Genomic DNA, 19,253 nt, shown 5'->3' with positions numbered 1-19,253 from the left:
GATGACGGTGCCGGCGGGCGCAGCTATTTGCCGGCGTAATACTCCGGCAGGACCAGGGTGACCTCCAGGCCGCCCTCCGGATGGTTGACCAGCGCGATGCTGCCGCCGTGCTGCTCGGCGATATTGCGGGCGATCGTCAGGCCCAGCCCGGTACCGCCGGATTCGCGCGAACGCGATGTTTCGACGCGGTAGAACGGCTCGAACACGCGCGCCAGTTCGCCCGGGGCGATGCCGGGGCCATTGTCGCGCACGCGGATGCGCGCCGCGCCGGCGCCCGCCTCCACCGTGACAAAGGCGCGCTGGCCGTACTTGACGGCGTTGTCGATCAGGTTGACCAGGCAGCGCCGCAGCGCCATCGGGCGTCCCAGCAGGGCCATGCCGGCGTGGCCGTGGACGGCTACCTGCTGGCCGGCGTCGGTGGCGTCGCAAGTCACGCTGTCGAGCAGCGAATCGAGGTCGAGCGCCTGCATCGCTTCAGTGGTGTCGGTGCTGCGCGCCAGATCGAGGCCTTCGCGCACCATTTCCTGCATGGCCGACAAATCGCCCACGAGGCGGTCGCGCAGTTCGCCGTCGCCGACTTTTTCGAGGCGCAGGCGCATCCGTGTCAAGGGCGTTTGCAGGTCGTGGGTGATGGCCGCCAGCATCTGGGTGCGCTGGAAAATGTACTGGCGTATGCGCGCCTGCATGGCGTTGAACGCCGCGCTGGCCTGGCGGATCTCGCTCGCGCCCGAAAGTTGCAGCGGCGGATGGTTGATGTCGTTGCCCAGGTCCTTGGCGGCCTGCGCCAGCTGCTTGAGCGGACGCGTGGTCATGCGCGCGACCAGGTAGGCGAGGAAGGCGATGCTGACCAGGAACATGCCGATGATCATGCGGTAATCGGTCTCGTGCGCGATGACCGAGGGCGGCGGCGGCAGCACCAGCAAGCGCAGCAGTTCGCCATCGCGCAGGCGCACGTTGATGCTCTCGCACACGCCCTTCCATTGCGACTCGGTCGGCCCGAACATGCTGTTCTGGATGCGCGGCACGTCGCAGGCGGCGGGCCGGGCCGCGATGGTGGCCAGCTTGTACTGCGGCCCCATGCGCACCGCCAGCGCCGCCGTGAAGGGCGATGGGGCCGGCTTGACCGGCAGCTCGTCGCTGATGACGACCAATTGGATGCCGGGGCGGTTGGCCGCCGACAGATAGGCCAGGCGGGCCGAGGCGGGCACGGTTTCGGTGGCGGTGATCAGTTGTTCGGCGCGGTCCATGGCGTGCTGGTCGCGGAAGGCTTCGATCACGCGCTGGCGTTCGTTTTCGGCCAGCAGCTGGGTCAGCACGGCCGTGATGACGACGCCGAGCAGCAGCGTGAGGAACACGCGCCCGGTCATCGAACCGAAGAAGGCCTTCACGTGCCGGGCTCCACCGTCACCTGGCCGGCCAGCACGTAGCCGCCGTTGCGCACCGTCTTGATGATCTGCGGCAGGCGCGCATCCTCGCCGAGCTTCTGGCGCAGGCGGCTGATCTGGATGTCGATCGAGCGGTCGAAAGGATCGGCGTCGCGGCCCTGGGTCAGGTTGAGCAGCTGGTCGCGGTTGAGCACGCGGTTGGGATGCTCGAGGAACACGCGCAGCAGGCGGAATTCGGCGCCGGAGAGCATGATGACGATGCCCTCGGGATTGAGCAGGTGGCGCGCGGTCAGGTCCAGGGTCCAGCCGGCAAAGCGCATCTGCTGGGCATTGTCGGACGGCGCGTTGGACGGCATGGCGTGGCTGCGGCGCAGCACGCTGCGGATGCGCGCCAGCAGCTCGCGCGGCTCGAACGGCTTGGGCAGGTAATCGTCGGCGCCCATTTCCAGGCCCAGGATGCGGTCGAGCGGCTCGTTGCGGGCGGTGAGCATGATGACCGGCAGGGTCGACGTGGCGCGCAGCTTGCGGCACAGGGTCAGGCCGTCGTCGCCGGGCAGGTTCAGGTCGAGCACGATCAGGTCGGGACGCGCTTCGTCGAGCGTCTTCCACATGGCCGTGCCGTCGGCCGCGGCCAGGGCGCGGTAGCCGTTCGATTCGAGGTAATCGGCCAGCAGCGAACGGATGTCGCGGTCGTCGTCAACGATGAGAATGGTAGAAGGAGTATCCATGTCCGCAATTATCACCACTTAGCGAGGGCCCGGATAGCGGTTTTGTATCGTCATGTATATTGCCATGGCGCCGATACATATTGATACAAACTCTTTGGCAGCGGACACGGCTTGGAAACATGCCGGGAACATGATGCAGATGCACCCCGCACCATTCATCCAAAAGGAAACGCCATGAACGTACTCAATACCGTCCGCAAAAGCCTCGTGATCAGTCTTGCCGTGCTGGGCATGGGCGGCGCCGCCGTTGCCGTACACGCACAGGAGAGCGTCAACCCGAAAGCGACCAGCGTGGAAGCCCACCGCGGTCACCACGGCGACCATGGCAACCGGGCCGCGCACATGGCCGCGCGCCAGGCGCGCCTGCACGACCAGCTCAAGCTTACTGCGGCACAGGAACCGGCCTGGGCGGCGTTCATCGCCGCCAGCAAACCGGGCCAGCGCCCCGCTCGTGGCGAACGCGGCCAGTGGGCCAGCCTGACGGCGCCGGAGCGCATGGAAAAGCAGCTGGAAATGGCCAAGCAGCATGTCGCGGCCATGGAAACCCGGCTGGCTGCCTTGAACACCTTCTATTCGACACTAACGCCGGAGCAAAAGAAAGTTTTTGACGAGCAAAGCATGCGGCGCGGACATCACGGCAAGCACAAACGCCAGGCCTGAGCGGCGTTTTAGTCCGTCCATTCCCTGCGCGGAACGGGGCCGGTGCCCCTCCCCGCCGGCCCGGCGCGGAGGGGTTTTATCCGTTGCAACGTTGTACTTACACCTCACTTGTTGCGCGCTGCACCAAATAAAGCGGTGCGGGCATTCCTGCAAAGTGTAACGTGGTGTATCCTCAAGAAAATCTATCCGCGCGGCAATTCCAAACCATTTTCCGGCTGCGGTATCAAACCATATTCCGGGGGCAGCATGAGCACAATGGTGTACGACAAGACCGACAAGGGTCGAGAGGAAATTTCCACACGCAAGAATCAACTGTCGTCGCGCTTGCGCACGATCCTGGTGATGATCGACGGGCGTCATTCGCTCGAGGACTTGCTGCGCAATTTCGCCGGCGTGGGCGTGACTGCGGACAGCGTCAAGGAATTACTGCAAGAAGGCTACATTTTCCTGGCCAGCGGTGAAGAGCCGGCGGCGGCGGCAGCGCCCAAGTTGCCGGCATCGGCGCGTGCGCGCCAAGTGGCGCGGCGCGTGGCCGGGGCCGAGGGCGCCCACCATGACTACCTGCACGACGACGGCGCAGCGCCGCTGCCCGCGGTTGCCAGCGCCGACGCCCCGTCCGCGCAAGCGCTGGCCGAGAGCCAGCTCGATGACGCCACGCGCTTTCGCCATCTGTACGACTTCTATAACCAGACCATCAAGAGCACGATCGGGCTGCGCGGCATCATGCTGCAGCTCAAGGTGGAAAAGTGCAACAACGTCGACGACTTCCGCGCACTGCGCCTGCAGTACCTGGAAGCGGTGCTCAAGGCCAAGGGCAGCGAAATGGCGCGCAGCCTGCGCGGCCGCCTCGACGAGCTGCTGGGCGGCAAGCCGGTGCACGACGACTTCACCCTCCCGGACAATTAAGTTCCTGCGGCCCGGAGCGGCCGCAGGCGTTTACTCCGGCCCGGGCGTCGCGGTGACTTGAGTACGCGCTCGACGGCTCAGGCCGCGGCGGGCGTGTGCAATTGCCGGAAACGCGCGATCTTCTCGTCCGTGACGAGTTCGCCGAACTGCACTTTTCCCACGGAGATGTCGTGGTAGGCGCCGACCAGGCCGATCTCGCCCCGCTGCAGGCATCCACGCAGGTATTCGCTGCTGTTGACGATTTCAGCGAGCGAATTTTCGACGTTCTGAAGCGCGACCTTTTCGAGCACTGTCTTCTCGCCAGCGGCGATATCGTGCGCCGAACATTGGCACTGCCGGATGGCCAGCTCGATTTTGCCGGTGATCGCGCCGATGCTGTATGCCTGTTCGCCCTTCATCGCCAGGCCGATCGCGCCGCAGTTGGAGTGCCCTTTCACGACAATCAGTTTGGCGCCGAGCTTGGACGCGATTTCCAGGCTGCCGATAATCTCGCGGCTGATGATGTTGCCGGCAATGCGAATCGTCAGCAGATCGCCCAGGCCGGCGTCGAAAATCAGTTCAGGGGATGTTCGCGAGTCGATGCAGTTGACCACCACGGCCATGGGGTGCTGGCTGGCGGCGGTGGCGCCGACCTGATGGTGGTAGTACTTTTCGGTACAGCGTCCCTCGAAAAACCGCTGATTCCCATCGCGCAGCAGTTGCAGCACTTCTTCAGGACGCAGCCTTTTCTGGGTTTCCTTATCCAGCACGGTGACGAACTGGATCGGATCGCTCAGGCTGTATTTTTCGCGCAGGCCGATCACGTTCAGCTGAATGTTACGTTCGGCCGCCACCACATCGCGGAAGTCCTGGATGGTTTCCAGTACATCGTGGTCGATGAAGTCCGCATTGCTTGCGTCGATCAGCACCTTGGAGCCGTTCGGCGTCTCCCATAGCGCGGTTTTGATGGTGGCCTTGTTCAGGAACGACACCTGGTTCGGCAAGACCATTTTGATGACTTCGCCGATGTGCAGACGGTACTGCTCTAGCGAGTAGGGATTGCGGAAATTGCTGCGCGCCAGATAAAACATACTGGTCGCAAGGCCGATCAGCACGCCCATCAGCAGGTCGGTGAACACGATAGCGACCACGGTGACAGCAAACGGCAGGAATTGCGACCAGCCTTTCTGGTACATGTCACGAAACAGCGACACTTTTGCCAGCTTGTATCCGGTCATGATGAGGATCGCCGCCAGTGCCGACAAGGGAATCAGATTGAGTACCGGGCTTAATACCAGGACGCTGGCGAGCATGAAAACGCCATGCAGGATGGCGGACGCCTTGGTCTTGTTGCCGGTCTGGATATTGACCGAGCTGCGCACGATGACCGACGTCACCGGAAGGGCGCCGAACAGCCCTGCGCAAATATTGCCCACGCCTTGCGCGAGCAGTTCCCGATTCGGCGGGGTTTCGCGTTTATGGGGATCGAGTTTGTCGACCGCTTCGATATTGAGCAGCGTTTCCAGGGAAGCGACGATCGCAATGGTGATGCCGACCACCCACACATCGCCGTTGGTGAAATGGCCGAGGGTGGGCAGGTGCAGATAAGCGCCCAGGTTGCTGGTGTCGATAGGTGGCAGGTGCACCAGATGGTCCTTGCCGATCGCCAGCCACGGCATGGAGTTGGTGAATACCAGATTGAGTAATACGCCCAGCACGACCACAAACAGCGAGGCGGGCAGCAACTTGAGATTCTTCAGCGGCGTTTTATCCCAGCAATACAAAACCAGCACCGACAGCACGGCAATGACGACTGCCCCGGGAGTGAGCACATCGAAAGCGCGGATAATATCGGAGAACGTATTTTCCCCATTCGGCTGGATAAACGAGAAACCGTCGTCGCTCTGTTTATCATAGCCGATCGCATGCGGAATCTGCTTGAGTATCAGGAGAATACCGATAGCCGCGAGCAGGCCTTTGATTACATTAGAGGGTATATAGTTCGCGATAAAGCCGGCACGAAAAACACCCATCGCCAATTGCAGACATCCCGCGATAAGAACCGAGGTGAGCAGGAGCTCGAACGATCCCAGCTTGGTAATCGACGCCAATATCACCGCAGCGAGGCCGGCAGCCGGGCCGCTGACGCTGGTCTGCGATTTGCTGATTATTCCGACGACGATGCCGCCGATGATGCCGGCGATAATCCCGGAAATCAGCGGCGCGCCGGAAGCCAGGGCGACACCCAGGCATAAAGGCAAGGCAACCAGAAAGACGACAATACTCGCGGGCAGATCGTGTTTGAGATTTTGAATATTCATGTGATAGCGTGATTACGAATGGTTATCAAGCAGACGCGCGCCGGCTTGCCGGCTCCAGTTGCCATGCCACAAGAAAAATTAATATATGCCTACAAATAGAACATTTGCTCGAACATGATGTTTCCTATCGGTTTGTCGAGAATTTTTCAATCGGCGAAATATAACACGATCATTGCGGTCGAGGGATGCACAATAAACTATAGCTATATTGAAAGAACCGTTTCACAAAGCCTATTTTTATGCGATATGAATATATTGTCCGGGAGCGCATGGTTAATAATGCCGGCATAAAAAACCGTGATAACGGATATATATAATTTTTATGGATGCGTATTTAACCCGTGACGGGTGGCGCAAATCTCGGCAGGCATATGGAACCGCGTTATGGCTGTCATCCGGGCAGCGCCGGGATTAAGACTGGCGAGTGCGCTTGACGATGGCTTGAAGGCGGAGGATCGCCACCTCAAGGCATGCGTCGCCGTTCTTCGGGAAGTCGCTGACGTCGTGAACACGGCTGCGTATTCCGGCCTGGCGTGACAGTGCATTGCGGTTCATTTTGACATGCGCGTGGGCCACAAGCGGCGGCCTGGAGCCTATCCAAGTAGATAGGGCGTTGGGCATGGCGATGCCTGGCAAGAGCGCACAAGGGCGCGAGGAGGACCCATGGTCCATGGGGCAGCGAGGGTATTTGGCAGGCATGCGAGGCAGCCCCGGCTCGACGGGCGCCAGCAGCGACGCCTATCTATGCGCATAGGCTCCCCGCCCCGCCCCTTTTCAAGTGTATCCGGCGTACGTGTCCACTTCACAACAAGCTGAGCGTCGCGGCCAGGTCGAACGCTGGCTTGATGCATTGACGAGAGGCACCTTCGGCGCGGCAAGCATCGTTCTACTCGTCAGTTGGAGGATGCTATTGGCACATATTTCGCACTAAATAATGCCGAACCGAAGCCGTTTGCATGGAAAAATTGGGCCAATGCCGGACGCGCGCGCAGCGCCCGGTTTTGTGTGGGAATTACCTGACTCACTACATTAGTTCAGCTTGTTCAGCGAGACCGTAAACTTGTCCGCATTCTGATAGCCGATGACGCGGCTGCCTGCAATTTCCTGGCCGCCCTTGTCGAACAAGATGATCCCCGGCGGCCCGAACAGGCCGAAGCGCTTGAGCATCGCCTTGTCGTCGGCATCGTTGGCCGTCACGTCGACCTGCAGCAATAGCGTGCCGGCCAGTTGCTGCTTGACACGGACATCCACAAACGTCAGCTTTTCCATTTCCTTGCAGGATACGCACCAATCGGCATAAAAATCGAGCATGGCGGTCTTGCCGGCATTTTGCGCCAGCGCGGCGTCGAGCTGGGCCACGGTTTTGATACGGGTGAAGGCCAGCCCATGCTGCTGGCCGCCGACGCCCAGGTGGGCCAGCGGCGCGAGCGGATCGCGCCCGCCGGTGGCCACGCCGACCAGCTGGATCGCTCCCAGGATGGCGCATACGACGCCCAGCGCAAGCCCGGCCCAATGGCGCACGTGGCGCAGCATGTAGACGCCGTAGCCGAGCAGCAGTGCGCTCCAGAGCAGCATTTGCAGCAGCGGCGGCAGCACGGGCGAGGTCAGCCACAGGGCCATGCCCAGCATGGTGACGCCGAAAAAGCGCTTGACGTGGTTCATCCAGGCGCCGGTACGTGGCAACAGCGAGCCGGCCGACAGGCCGACCAGCAGCAATGGAATGCTCATGCCCATGGCCAGCGAAAACAGCGCGACGCCGCCGATGACGCCATCGCGCGACTGGAAGATGAAGGTCAGCGCGCCGGCCAGCGGCGCGGCCACGCAGGGACCGACGATCAGGGCGGAAATGGCGCCCATCACGAACACGCCGATGAGTTTACCGGCCGACTGGCGCCCGGAAGCGTCGACCAGGCGGTTTTGCAGGAAGGATGGCACTTGCAGCTCATACACGCCGAACATGGACAGCGACAGGGCCACGATCATGATGCCGACGCCGATCAGGATCCACGGCTTTTGCAGCTCGGCGGCCAGGCCTTCGCCCATCAGGCCGGCGGCTACGCCGAGGGCAGTGTAGACCAGGGCCATGCCGAGCGAGTAGGCCAGTGCCAGGATGAATCCGCGCGCGCGCGTGGTGCCTGCGCCCTCGCCAACGATGATCGATGCCAGGATAGGCACCATGGGCAGTACGCAGGGGGTGAAGGACAGGCCGAGGCCGAGGACGATGAAGGTGGGGATGATCAGCCACAGCTTGCCGCCGCCGAGGAGCGCCGCGCCGTCGCCGGTGCTGGTGGCGGGCGTTGCGGCCGGGGGCTGGACCGCGGCCGGGGCTTGCGCTGCCGACGTGGACGCCTTCGGCGTGAAGTCGGCGTTGCCGGCATCCTGCTTCGGTTGGGCGACGGGAATGGATGCGGCCGGAATGGACATCGGTGGCTTGGACATGCCGGGCGCTGGGGACGAGCCGGCGGCGCCCACCAGGCGCGCCTCGGCATCCTGCGGCGCGTAGCACAGGCCGGCGTCGGCGCAGCCCTGCGAGGTGGCCGTCAGCGTGAACATGCCGGACGACTGGACGGGAATCGTGATGGTGATGGTCTTGCGGTGGGTTTCGACTTCCTTCTGGAAGGTTTCGTCGAACTTGACCTTGCCGGGCGGGATGACCGGGGTGCCGAGGGTAGCGTTGGCGGCGGTGAACTTGAAGCGCTCGCGGTACATGTAGTAGCCGTCGGCGATCTGGTAGGTGACGGCGATCGTCTGCGGGTCGACCATGCGGGCCGAGAACTTGAAGGCCACCTCGGGGGCCAGGTAATCCTCCTCCGCACGCGCCGGGCTGGCGAACAGGAACGAGAGAGCAAGCAGGATCAGCGCGAGGGCGTGAGCCGGCGCTTTCAACAAAAAGGCAAACATGACTTCCTTAGCGGGACGCGAAGCAGAATAGTACACCGGGGGAAGAGGTCTCGTCTGCGGCAGGGTCATATGACGGCCAACGGATGACCGGAGGGCCGGCCGGCGTATAGGCGCGTTTGCTGTGGTCAAGTTATTTCGGACACAACGATAGGTTCGCGTACTGCCATTTTCCGTTCGTAGACGGCGGGCGACAGATTGCCCAATGCTGAATTGATGCGTTTGCAGTTGTAAAAGCCGACGATGTAGTCGGTGATGTCGGCCTTGGCCTCGGCATGATTGGCATATTGGCGCTGCCAGACACGCTCCATCTTGAGGTTCAAGAAGAAGCGCTCTGCAACGGCGTTGTCCCAACAATTTCCCTTACGACTCATGCTGCAAACGAAGCCGTGTTCTGCCAGCAGATCCTGGTAAAGCTCGCTCGCGTACTGGCTGCCTCGGTCCGAATGGACGACGAGTCCCGGTGCCGGTTGCCGCTGTTGAATGGCCATGTTCAATGCGTCGCAGACCAGCTTAGCAGGCATGCTCGGTGCCATGGCCCAGCCGACCACCTTGCGCGCGTACAAGTCCAGGACTGTGGCCAGGTACAACCATCCTGCGCCGGTGCGAATGTACGTGATATCGCTGACGTATGCCAGATTTGGGGCCGTTGGATTGAACTGCCGATTGAGCACATTGGCGGCAATAGGCAAGTCGTGCTTGCTGTCTGTCGTGTGAACGAATTTTCGCTTCCAGACGGGCTTCAAGGCCGCCTTACGCATCAAACTGCGCACCTTGTAGCGCCCGATTTGGAAGCCTTCGCCAGCCATGGCCGTGACCAACCGACGGCTGCCGTAGCTCTGATGGCTTGCCATGAACAAAGCCTTCAGGTGCACGGTTTCCTTGCAGACAACTGGCTTGATGGAGCGGCGCTGCGACGCGTAAAAACCGGACCGGCTGACGTCGAGGATGCGGCAGCTGCTCTGAACCGGAATGGCCTCCTTTTGCAGTTGAACAATGAGCTGATGCATCATTTCATTTCGCGGGCAAAGAAGGCCGAGGCCTTTTTTAAGATAGTCACATCCTGTCTCAGCTGCAGATTTTCCGCCTCCAATTGCCGGATCCTCTGCTGCTCGGCAGTGAGTGGCTTGCCGATGCCCGGCTGGCCGCTCTGCTCAGCACCGTACTGGGTCAGCCAGCGGCGAATCGCGGTCTGGCCGATGCTCATGCTCTCGCTGACGTTCTGAATGCTCTGTCCCTGCTCTTTGATCATTCGAACCACTTCCAGCTTCAGGCTGGGATCGAATGTCTTCCGTTTTCTTGTTGCCATGTATTACTCCTCAGATGGTGGATTTTCCACCTATTGAGGTGTCCGGGCAAATTAGACCACAGCAGTTTGACGTATTGGAAGCGGGCGTGTTTAACACTTATATTACGACGCGCGGCGTCGGAGTCAGCGAGCTGGGGTGGGCACCTCCATGTCGACCAACAGCCATCGGCTCATGTGAGCGCCAAGCCGGGGTCCGGACGCCCTTCCCCAAATCTGGTTTCGCACGCTGGCCGGGCCATCGATTGCAGCACGAAAATAACTCCTAGCTTGGCACAGTAAAACTACGCTTCAGCGTACGCGGAGGAAACTCTCGATTACGCGCGGGGTAGCGGAATAATGGATGTGAGCGGAGGAGTCGGGACATCGCTTCAATTCATCGCCCGCTAACCGCCGGCGAGCGCTTACAATCGATATGAATTCGATGGCGTGCCGGACATGGTACCGCAAGTGGAAAAGCGCGCGCGGACCTCCGCACGCCACGGGATAATCACATGGCATAATAACTAAACTTATGCCTCCTATCACATTTGCGACTGGTTATATGGTGGATTTAAGAAAATCATTGAGTCAGCTTGAGCCGCGGGATTGGGGCACTGTCCCGGACGATGCATCGCCAATGATTCGACGCTTGGCAGGGCTTCAGCACAAACCGATCGGCCAATTCGACATTGAAGATCTGGGGCTATGCTTGGGTCAAGAAATAGGTACGAAGTTCCTGCTACCGTTGGCATTGGCACATCTAGCAAAAGACCCCTATAGCGAGGGCACGCACTATAAAGGCGACCTTTTATGCAATGTGCTGAGGATAGACCGAAAATTTTATGGAGAATACCCGCAATTTAAAAGACGAGTGGAAATCTTACTTGTCAGAGCAAGGCGCTCCATTCCTACGCTGGATGAAATAGATGCTGCGTGTTTGCTGCCTGCACTTGCCCAAGCGGCCAAAGAATTTGATGGCAATTAAACACAGCGCCTAATCAGTGGACAGCCTGTCCCCGTGAACGGACAGAGGGCCGGTATCGACCAATCAAGACTGGGTAGCCTTTGCACTAAACCGGAACAGAAAGATAATGGATCTCAATGAAAACCCTTACCAAATACGCGCTGATGTTAGGTTTTTTATTTCTCTTTGCGGCAGGCTCAATCAACAGTTGGAGCGCTGACGAGACCGGCTTCGATTTTTCGCGTGAAAGCCCGACAGGTTTTTTAATTTTCTTACAGAAAAATAAAAATCAGAAGATATATTTTATTCGCGAACCCGTCGTGAATTGGGTTAACGATGAGCATATTCCCGCTCTCATCGATTTATTGGATTCGCAAGAGCAATGCATGTCTGTCGCTCTGCGAGCCAGTTCAAAGATTCAGATGGGATCAACCGTCGGCAACGAGGCGGCCTTTCTTATTAGCGGATACAGGGCCGGGAAATTTCCCGCTAATGTCAACTCCCGAGTTCTCTCTGAAGAGGATAAGAATGAGATACGTGCATGGTGGCGGGAAATCCAAACCAACAACATTGTACCGATATCTGGCGTTTTCAACACTCTCGACTTATCCCACAACCCCATAAGAATATTGATCTGGCCAACTGGCTTGCAGAAGGGATAATTAACGTCGGCAATGATCTTCTCAAGAAAACACTTTAAATATATATGTTTTGAAACGCCCGATTTTTCAACTATGACAAAGTCAGCACGGTTATGAAAGTTCATCAAAAAATCCATGAAGCTAACAATTGACTTGAATAATTTTTATTCGCCATCATTTCCTGACTTGGAGTCTCGATGAATAATATCTTTAGGACGCTGATCGCCATGTTGCTTATCTGGTTGACGCACGCCTTTGCAAAACCGATAGGCAAGGAACCTGCTGGTGACGTCGCGGAAGTTTCCTATGCAGGCTTTGAAATTGAAATCATCACCGGCGTACCGGAACATCAAATCCGTGAGTACGGCTGTGCGTACACGATTTCTGAAAAGGAATTTTTGAACCTTCTATTACGGGACTTATCCTCAACCAGCCAGTACGACAAACGGGACGTGCGGGCTGTAATTACCCTTGCCGACGGCCGAAAATACTTCGTCAACCGTCTCGGCCTGGTACGAAATGGAAAGGCGATGTTTAAGCTCGACCCACGGATTTTCGAGGAACACTTGTCTTTGGTAAAGCCTGGAAAATGCAGATAGCCGCTTTCGCGCGGATCCCGCACGCGAGCTGCTGCGTTTCATCGGCCAGAACGCAGCCGGCTGCCTTGATCCATAATGGATACTCCCGCCATGCTGGCGCGAGATTTCATAGCGGGACGATGAGGCTGCCCCAAACGTAAAAAAAGCCAGGCTGAGCCTGGCTTTTTTTACGTACCGCGCCGATTACTCAGCGGTTGGTGCGTCTTCAACTTCGGTGACTTCTGGACGGTCCATCAGTTCAACGTAAGCCATTGGTGCATTGTCGCCAACGCGGAAACCCATTTTCAGGATACGCAGGTAGCCGCCATTGCGGTTTGCATAACGTGGGCCGAGTTCGGCGAACAGCTTCAACACCATTTCGCGGTCGCGCAGGCGGGCGAATGCCAGACGCTTGTTTGCCAGCGTGTCGGTCTTGCCCATCGTCAGGATCGGCTCGACTACGCGGCGCAGTTCCTTGGCTTTTGGCACGGTGGTTTTGATGGCTTCATGACGCAGCAGGGAAACGGTCATGTTGCGCAGCATTGCCAGACGGTGGGACGAAGTACGATTCAGCTTGCGAAGGCCGTGACGGTGACGCATGGTAATTCCTTTCGAGTTGTTTAAATCCAGCTCTTCGATCGCCTTTCAGCGCGGGCCGGTTTGTAGCTTGGTTAAAAAAATTTGATCCCCGCCTGCGCGGGGACGACGCTATCGCGTCGATTACTTCTCGAGGCCGGCTGGTGGCCAGTTTTCGAGCTTCATGCCCAAGGTCAAGCCGCGCGAAGCCAGCACTTCCTTGATTTCGTTCAGGGACTTGCGGCCCAGGTTCGGCGTCTTGAGCAGTTCGTTTTCCGAACGCTGGATCAGGTCGCCGATGTAGTAAATGTTTTCTGCTTTCAGGCAGTTGGCCGAACGCACGGTCAGTTCCAGGTCGTCGACCGGACGCAGCAGGATCGGATCGACCAGCGGTGCGCGCGAAGGAGCTTCAGCGGCTGCTTCGGTGCCTTCCAGCGCCGCGAACACGTTCAGTTGATCGACCAGGACGCGCGCCGATTGACGGATCGCTTCTTCCGGCGTGATGACGCCGTTGGTTTCGATGTTGATCACCAGCTTGTCGAGGTCGGTACGCTGTTCGACGCGAGCCGATTCAACGAAGTACGACACGCGGCGCACCGGCGAGAACGAGGCGTCCAGAATGATGCGGCCGATCGTCTTGTTGGTGTCTTCCGACAGGCGGCGCACGTTACCCGGCACATAGCCACGGCCTTTTTCGACCTTGATCTGCATGTCCAGCTTGCCGCCAGCGGTCAGGTGGGCAATCACGTGGTCTGGATTGATCAGCTCGACGTCATGCGGCAGGTCGATGTCGGAAGCCAGGATCGCGCCTTCGCCTTCCTTTTTCAGGGTCAGCGTGACGGAATCGCGGTTGTGCACTTTGAACACAACGCCCTTCAGGTTCAGCAACAGGTCGACCACGTCTTCTTGCACGCCGTCCAGCGACGAATACTCATGGACAACGCCGGCGATCGTCACTTCGGTTGGCGCGTAGCCAACCATCGACGACAGCAGTACGCGGCGCAACGCATTACCCAATGTATGGCCATAGCCACGCTCGAACGGCTCCATCACGACTTTGGCGTGACCGGCACCGAGGGCTTCTACATCGATAATACGTGGCTTCAACAGACTGTTTTGCATGAAATGTCCTTTTCAATACCCTCGGCTCATTACACCGATAAGGCTGATGGCATTAGAAATGAAAATTCTCGCTTGCGCGAGAAACTTGGCTCCCCGCCTTCGCGGGGACGGCTCCCCGCGTGGCGGGAAGCCGACAATTGGTTCCCTGGCCAGGGGGCCGCCCAGGCCGGGAACGACCACTGGGCGGACAGCTACGCTGCCCGCAACGTGGTCGATTAACGCGAATACAGTTCGACGATCAGCGATTCGTTGACGTCGTTAGCGATTTCGTTACGCTCTGGGAACGAACGGAAGGTGCCTTCCATTTTCTTCGAGTCAACCGAAACCCAGCTAGGCATACCGACTTGTTCAGCCAGCGACAGGGCTTCAACGATACGCACTTGCTTTTTCGACTTTTCGCGAACGGCGATGACGTCGCCGGTCTTGACAGCGTACGAAGCGATGTTCACAACGTTACCGTTGACGGTGAACGCTTTGTGGCTGACCAGCTGGCGCGCTTCGGCGCGGGTCGAGCCGAAGCCCATGCGGTAGCAAACGTTGTCGAGACGCGCTTCCAGCAAACGCAGCAGCGCTTCGCCGGTGTTGCCCTTGCGACGGTTTGCTTCAGCGAAGTAGCGGCGGAACTGACGCTCGAGAACGCCGTACATACGCTTGACTTTTTGCTTTTCGCGCAGCTGGTTACCGTAGTCCGAAGTGCGGGCACCGGATTTGACACCGTGCTGGCCTGGCTTGACGTCCAGTTTGCATTTCGAATCGAGCGAACGACGTGCGCTCTTGAGGAACAGGTCCGTACCTTCACGGCGGGACAGTTTTGCTTTAGGTCCGATATAACGTGCCACAATGTTTCCTTTAGAATAATGACGCCCCGGCGGCATCCTGTGATGCTGGCCAGGCGCTAGTCCGTACACAACTGCGTCGGACGGTGGCTGACAATAAACCCGCACGCGACAACGCGGCAGGCGACAACAGCCGGGCAGTATACCCTATTCGGGGACTGCGCCGGCGATCATCAACGACTAATTTACAACGAACGGCCGGAAACAACGTTCCGGTCGCCAGCGGGCCGTATCAGATACGACGACGCTTTGGTGGACGGCAGCCGTTGTGCGGCACTGGCGTCACGTCCTGGATTTCGGTGATCTTGATACCCAGGTTGTTCAAAGCGCGAACAGCCGATTCACGACCAGGACCTGGGCCCTTGATACGTACTTCGAGGTTCTTCACGCCGCATTCGACAGCGACCTTGCCTGCTGCTTCAGCCGCAACCTGCGCTGCGAACGGGGTCGATTTACGCGAACCCTTGAAGCCAGCACCGCCGGACGTCGCCCACGACAGGGCATTGCCCTGACGATCGGTGATCGTGATGATGGTGTTGTTGAACGATGCGTGGACATGTGCGATGCCTTCAGCGACGTTCTTTTTAACTTTTTTGCGAACGCGCGCTGCTGCGGCGCTGCTTTGTTGCTTAGCCATGGTGTTGTCCTATTATTTCTTAAGCGATTGTGCGGCCTTGCGCGGACCCTTGCGAGTACGGGCATTGGTGCGTGTACGCTGGCCGCGGCAAGGCAGACCTTTACGATGACGCATACCGCGGTAGCAGCCCAGATCCATCAAACGCTTGATGTTCATGGACAGTTCACGACGCAGATCGCCTTCGACTACGAAAGTGCCGACGGCATCACGCAGTTTTTCCAGTTCGCTGTCGTCCAGGTCCTTGACCTTTTTGTTGGTCGCAACACCCGTTTGTGCGCAGATCTTCTGTGCGCGTGGGCGGCCAACACCGTAGATAGCCGTGAGGCCGATTACGGTGTGCTGATGATTGGGGATATTAACCCCTGCAATACGTGCCATTCGTTATTCCTCAATAAATAACGTTAAATTAACCTTGACGCTGCTTGTGACGCGGTTCCACGCAGATTACGCGGACGACGCCTTTGCGCTTGATGATCTTGCAGTTGCGGCAGATCCGCTTGACTGATGCGAGAACTTTCATATTTGCACTCTCTTATGTTCGGATTGATTACTTAAATTTACTTGGTCCGGAACACGATGCGGGCCCGGCTCAAGTCGTACGGCGTCAACTCCACCGTGACTTTGTCGCCGGGCAGGATGCGGATGTAGTTCATCCGCATTTTACCCGAAATGTGTCCGAGCACCACGTGCCCGTTTTCCAGCTTTACTCGAAACGTTGCATTAGGGAGATTCTCAAGAATCTCGCCCTGCATTTGTATGACGTCGTCTTTTGCCATTCGGTCTGTACACTCCTTGTTCGCGGTAACCGCCGGTTAGCGCGTCGGAATTCCGCCCTTGAAATTTGCCTTGCGCAGCAGCGATTCATATTGCTGCGACATGACGTAGTTTTGTACTTGAGCCATGAAGTCCATGGTGACAACCACAATAATCAACAGGGAAGTACCGCCAAAGTAGAATGGCACTTTCCAACGGGCTTGCATAAATTCCGGCAACAAGCACACTAAAGTGATGTACACCGCACCGGCCAGTGTCAAGCGCATCAGGATCTTGTCGATATAGCGCGCCGTCTGGTCGCCGGGACGAATCCCCGGCACGAAAGCACCGCTCTTCTTCAGGTTATCCGCTGTTTCCTTGCTGTTAAAGACCAGCGCCGTATAGAAGAAACAGAAAAATACGATTGCCACTGCATACAACAGAGCATGGATAGGCTCGCCTGGCCCCATCGATGCCGCCAAGTCTTTCAGGAAGCCGATCACTGGGCTGCTGGAGTCTTTGCCTTTCGTGAACCAGTCCACGATGGTGGCAGGGAACAAGATGATCGACGATGCGAAGATCGGCGGGATCACGCCGGCCATGTTCAGCTTCAAAGGCAGATGGCTGGTTTGACCGCCAACGACTTTGTTGCCAACCTGGCGCTTCGCATAGTTGACCAGGATCTTGCGCTGGCCACGTTCAACAAAAACAACACCAAAAGTAACGAATCCGACCAGGACCACGATAAAGATCGCTGACAGGTTGCCGATAGCGCCACTGGACACGAGCGAAAACAGACTACTCAGCGCCGACGGCAGGCCAGCGGCAATGCCGGCAAAGATGATGATCGAAATACCGTTGCCCAGACCACGCTCGGTAATTTGCTCGCCGAGCCACATCAGGAACATCGTACCGGTCAACAGCGATACCACCGCCACGAACCGGAAAGCCATGCCAGGCTCGATCACCAGATTCGGCTGCGATTCCAATGCCACGGCAATCGCCGTCGCCTGGAACAGTGCCAGCACCACCGTGAAGTAGCGCGTGTACTGCGTGATCTTGCGGCGCCCGGATTCGCCTTCTTTCTTCAATGCCTCGATGGCCGGAACTGCAAGGCCGGCCAGCTGCATGATGATCGAAGCCGAAATGTACGGCGTAATACCGAGTGCGAATACTGCCGCGCGCTCCAGCGCGCCACCCGAGAACATGTTGAACATGCCCAGGATGCCGCCTTGATTCCTGCTAAACGTCGCTGCCAGTTCCTCTGGGTTGATCCCTGGAACAGGGACATGGGCACCCAGACGGTACACGACCAATGCGCCGAGCAAAAACCAGAGCCGACCCCAAGGGAAACCGGCCGCTGCACTTTTACCAAGTTGTGAATTAGTCGCCAATTTATGCTCCGATCAAGCTGTTAGCCTGCAACTTACGCTACCGTGCCGCCAGCTGCTTCGATGGCCGCTTTCGCGCCTGCCGTTACTTTCAAGCCTTTGAGGTTCACCGCTTTGGTGATCTCGCCGGACAGGATCACGCGCACATCGCGCGCCAGCACTTGCAGAACGCCTGCTTGCTTGAGCACCAGGATGTCGACATCGCCGACCGCCAGGTTGTTCAAGTCGGACAGACGCACTTCAGCCTTGAACGTTGCATTGAGCGACTTGAAACCACGCTTAGGCAAACGGCGCTGCAGAGGCATCTGACCGCCTTCGAAGCCGACCTTGTGGAAACCGCCCGAACGCGACTTCTGACCTTTGTGGCCACGGCCAGCGGTTTTACCGATGCCCGAACCAATACCACGGCCTACGCGGCGCTTGTAATGCTTGGCGCCTTCAGCTGGTTGAATTGTATTCAATTCCATTGTTTTCTCCGTTCATAAGCCCGAAGGCTTACGAAACAACTTTAACGAGGTACGAAACTTTGTTGATCATGCCGCGCACCGAAGGGGTGTCTTCCAGCTCGGAAACCGAGTTGACGCGACGCAGACCCAGACCGCGAACGGTAGCGCGATGCGATTCGCGCGTGCCGATCAGGCCCATGACCAACTGAACTTTGACTGTTTTGGTAGCTTGTGTCATTTTGTCCGCCTTAAGCCAGAATGTCTTCAACCGACTTGCCGCGCTTGGCGGCGATGTCGCTTGCAGTACTCATTTTCGACAGACCGTCCAGGGTAGCGCGGACCAGGTTGTAAGGGTTCGACGAGCCCGTGGATTTCGCCACGACATCGGTTACGCCCATTACTTCGAAGATAGCGCGCATGGCGCCACCCGCGATTACGCCGGTACCAGGCTTGGCAGGCATCATCATTACTTTCGATGCGCCGTGACGGCCGGTGACTGTGTGGTGCAAAGTACCGTTCTTCAGAGGAACCTTGATCAGGTTACGACGGGCTTCTTCCATTGCCTTCTGCACGCCCACTGGCACTTCTTTCGATTTGCCCTTGCCCATGCCGATACGGCCATCGCCGTCGCCCACAACGGTCAGTGCTGCAAAACCCATGATACGACCACCCTTGACCACTTTGGTCACGCGGTTGATCGCGATCATCTTTTCGCGCATGCCATCATCCGGCTTGTCGCTTTGCATTTTCGCTTGCATTTTTGCCATGACGATTCTTCCTTAGAACTTCAGACCGGCTTCACGCGCGGCTTCTGCCAACGCCTTCACACGGCCGTGGTAACGGAAACCGGAGCGGTCGAACGCAACTTCGGTAATCCCTGCTTTCAGTGCTTTCTCGGCGACGCGCTTGCCAATCAGTGCGGCAGCGGCGGCATTGCCACCCTTGCCGGACTTGCCTGCCAGTTCGGCGCGAACTTCGGCTTCGGCGGTGGACGCCGAAACCAGGATTTTCGCGTCCGGGCTGATCAGGTTGGCGTAAATGTGCTGGTTGGTACGATGTACCGACAGACGATTTACTTTCAGTTCCGCGATCTTGATGCGGGTCTGGCGTCCACGACGCAGACGTGATTCTTTCTTGTCCATGG

General features: G+C 58.4%; 22 protein-coding genes. 5 read left to right on the top strand and 17 right to left on the bottom strand.

Features of this window, described 5'->3' with window-relative positions:
• Nucleotides 1-23 precede the first annotated feature (23 nt).
• Both CR152_RS04475 and CR152_RS04470 read right to left on the bottom strand, forming a co-directional pair.
• Complete coding sequence (locus CR152_RS04475; protein ID WP_099873847.1) at nt 24-1,388, bottom strand: ATP-binding protein; 1,365 nt, start codon at nt 1,386-1,388, stop codon at nt 24-26.
• The gene (locus CR152_RS04470) at nt 1,385-2,113 is read right to left on the bottom strand and encodes a response regulator (protein WP_099873846.1); all 729 of its coding nucleotides are present in this window, start codon (nt 2,111-2,113) and stop codon (nt 1,385-1,387) included. Before CR152_RS04470 ends, CR152_RS04475 begins: the two co-directional genes overlap by 4 nt.
• Before the next feature lie 174 nt (nt 2,114-2,287).
• Between CR152_RS04470 and CR152_RS04465 the strand changes: the two genes are divergently transcribed.
• Both CR152_RS04465 and CR152_RS04460 read left to right on the top strand, forming a co-directional pair.
• Nucleotides 2,288-2,773 carry a Spy/CpxP family protein refolding chaperone gene (locus CR152_RS04465; protein ID WP_099873845.1) on the top strand — a complete coding sequence of 162 codons (486 nt, stop codon included), beginning with the start codon at nt 2,288-2,290 and terminating at the stop codon, nt 2,771-2,773.
• A 246-nt stretch (nt 2,774-3,019) separates the two neighbouring features.
• Nucleotides 3,020-3,679, top strand: a complete 660-nt coding sequence (locus tag CR152_RS04460) for a hypothetical protein (RefSeq protein WP_099873844.1) — start codon at nt 3,020-3,022, stop codon at nt 3,677-3,679.
• A gap of 77 nt (nt 3,680-3,756) precedes the next feature.
• On the opposite strand, the gene CR152_RS04455 is transcribed toward CR152_RS04460, so the two are convergent.
• From CR152_RS04455 to CR152_RS04445, 3 genes are all read right to left on the bottom strand, one after another.
• The gene (locus CR152_RS04455; RefSeq protein WP_099873843.1) at nt 3,757-5,979 is read right to left on the bottom strand and encodes a bifunctional SulP family inorganic anion transporter/carbonic anhydrase; all 2,223 of its coding nucleotides are present in this window, start codon (nt 5,977-5,979) and stop codon (nt 3,757-3,759) included.
• A gap of 1,029 nt (nt 5,980-7,008) precedes the next feature.
• Nucleotides 7,009-8,880, bottom strand: coding sequence for a protein-disulfide reductase DsbD (gene dsbD, locus CR152_RS04450; RefSeq protein ID WP_099873842.1), 1,872 nt, complete (start codon nt 8,878-8,880; stop codon nt 7,009-7,011).
• 125 nt (nt 8,881-9,005) lie between these two features.
• Nucleotides 9,006-10,186 (bottom strand): IS3 family transposase gene (locus CR152_RS04445; protein WP_208640061.1). Its coding sequence is split into 2 segments (ribosomal slippage): nt 9,006-9,937 and nt 9,937-10,186, totalling 1,182 coding nucleotides; the frame shifts between segments, so codons are not numbered across the junction.
• A gap of 511 nt (nt 10,187-10,697) precedes the next feature.
• On the opposite strand from CR152_RS04445, the gene CR152_RS32670 reads away from it, so the two are divergent.
• The 3 genes from CR152_RS32670 (at nt 10,698) to CR152_RS04435 (ending at nt 12,369) form a co-directional block, all read left to right on the top strand.
• Complete coding sequence (locus CR152_RS32670) at nt 10,698-11,150, top strand: contact-dependent growth inhibition system immunity protein (RefSeq protein WP_157778322.1); 453 nt, start codon at nt 10,698-10,700, stop codon at nt 11,148-11,150.
• A gap of 116 nt (nt 11,151-11,266) precedes the next feature.
• A complete protein-coding gene (locus CR152_RS04440; RefSeq protein ID WP_099873841.1) occupies nt 11,267-11,791 on the top strand; it encodes a hypothetical protein in 525 nt (174 codons plus the stop codon).
• A gap of 176 nt (nt 11,792-11,967) precedes the next feature.
• Nucleotides 11,968-12,369: a hypothetical protein gene (locus tag CR152_RS04435; protein ID WP_099873840.1), complete on the top strand. Its 402-nt coding sequence runs from the start codon at nt 11,968-11,970 to the stop codon at nt 12,367-12,369.
• Nucleotides 12,370-12,552: 183 nt separating this feature from the next.
• On the opposite strand, the gene rplQ is transcribed toward CR152_RS04435, so the two are convergent.
• From rplQ to rplR, 12 genes are all read right to left on the bottom strand, one after another.
• A complete protein-coding gene (rplQ, locus tag CR152_RS04430) occupies nt 12,553-12,948 on the bottom strand; it encodes a 50S ribosomal protein L17 (protein WP_099873839.1) in 396 nt (131 codons plus the stop codon).
• A gap of 120 nt (nt 12,949-13,068) precedes the next feature.
• Entirely contained in the window at nt 13,069-14,046 is a 978-nt protein-coding gene (locus tag CR152_RS04425; protein ID WP_054265842.1) for a DNA-directed RNA polymerase subunit alpha, read from the bottom strand.
• Between the two features lie 215 nt (nt 14,047-14,261).
• The gene (gene rpsD / locus CR152_RS04420) at nt 14,262-14,885 is read right to left on the bottom strand and encodes a 30S ribosomal protein S4 (RefSeq protein WP_054265841.1); all 624 of its coding nucleotides are present in this window, start codon (nt 14,883-14,885) and stop codon (nt 14,262-14,264) included.
• Between the two features lie 229 nt (nt 14,886-15,114).
• Nucleotides 15,115-15,519, bottom strand: a complete 405-nt coding sequence (gene rpsK, locus CR152_RS04415) for a 30S ribosomal protein S11 (protein ID WP_008444339.1) — start codon at nt 15,517-15,519, stop codon at nt 15,115-15,117.
• Between the two features lie 12 nt (nt 15,520-15,531).
• A complete protein-coding gene (gene rpsM, locus CR152_RS04410) occupies nt 15,532-15,897 on the bottom strand; it encodes a 30S ribosomal protein S13 (RefSeq protein WP_054265840.1) in 366 nt (121 codons plus the stop codon).
• Nucleotides 15,898-15,925: 28 nt separating this feature from the next.
• Nucleotides 15,926-16,039: a 50S ribosomal protein L36 gene (rpmJ, locus tag CR152_RS04405; protein WP_010394471.1), complete on the bottom strand. Its 114-nt coding sequence runs from the start codon at nt 16,037-16,039 to the stop codon at nt 15,926-15,928.
• 37 nt (nt 16,040-16,076) lie between these two features.
• Nucleotides 16,077-16,295 (bottom strand): translation initiation factor IF-1, encoded by a 219-nt coding sequence (infA, locus tag CR152_RS04400; RefSeq protein WP_005663428.1) that lies wholly within the window; start codon nt 16,293-16,295, stop codon nt 16,077-16,079.
• A gap of 36 nt (nt 16,296-16,331) precedes the next feature.
• Entirely contained in the window at nt 16,332-17,666 is a 1,335-nt protein-coding gene (gene secY / locus CR152_RS04395; protein ID WP_099873838.1) for a preprotein translocase subunit SecY, read from the bottom strand.
• Between the two features lie 32 nt (nt 17,667-17,698).
• A complete protein-coding gene (gene rplO / locus CR152_RS04390; RefSeq protein ID WP_054265838.1) occupies nt 17,699-18,130 on the bottom strand; it encodes a 50S ribosomal protein L15 in 432 nt (143 codons plus the stop codon).
• A 28-nt stretch (nt 18,131-18,158) separates the two neighbouring features.
• Entirely contained in the window at nt 18,159-18,347 is a 189-nt protein-coding gene (gene rpmD / locus CR152_RS04385; protein WP_054265837.1) for a 50S ribosomal protein L30, read from the bottom strand.
• Nucleotides 18,348-18,357: 10 nt separating this feature from the next.
• Nucleotides 18,358-18,876, bottom strand: a complete 519-nt coding sequence (rpsE, locus tag CR152_RS04380; protein WP_054265836.1) for a 30S ribosomal protein S5 — start codon at nt 18,874-18,876, stop codon at nt 18,358-18,360.
• 12 nt (nt 18,877-18,888) lie between these two features.
• Entirely contained in the window at nt 18,889-19,251 is a 363-nt protein-coding gene (rplR, locus tag CR152_RS04375; RefSeq protein ID WP_054265835.1) for a 50S ribosomal protein L18, read from the bottom strand.
• Nucleotides 19,252-19,253 lie beyond the last annotated feature (2 nt).

It is taken from the genome of Massilia violaceinigra (genome assembly GCF_002752675.1).
Lineage (GTDB): Bacteria > Pseudomonadota > Gammaproteobacteria > Burkholderiales > Burkholderiaceae_D > Telluria_A > Telluria_A violaceinigra.
This window is presented reverse-complemented; position numbering and strand designations above follow the sequence as displayed.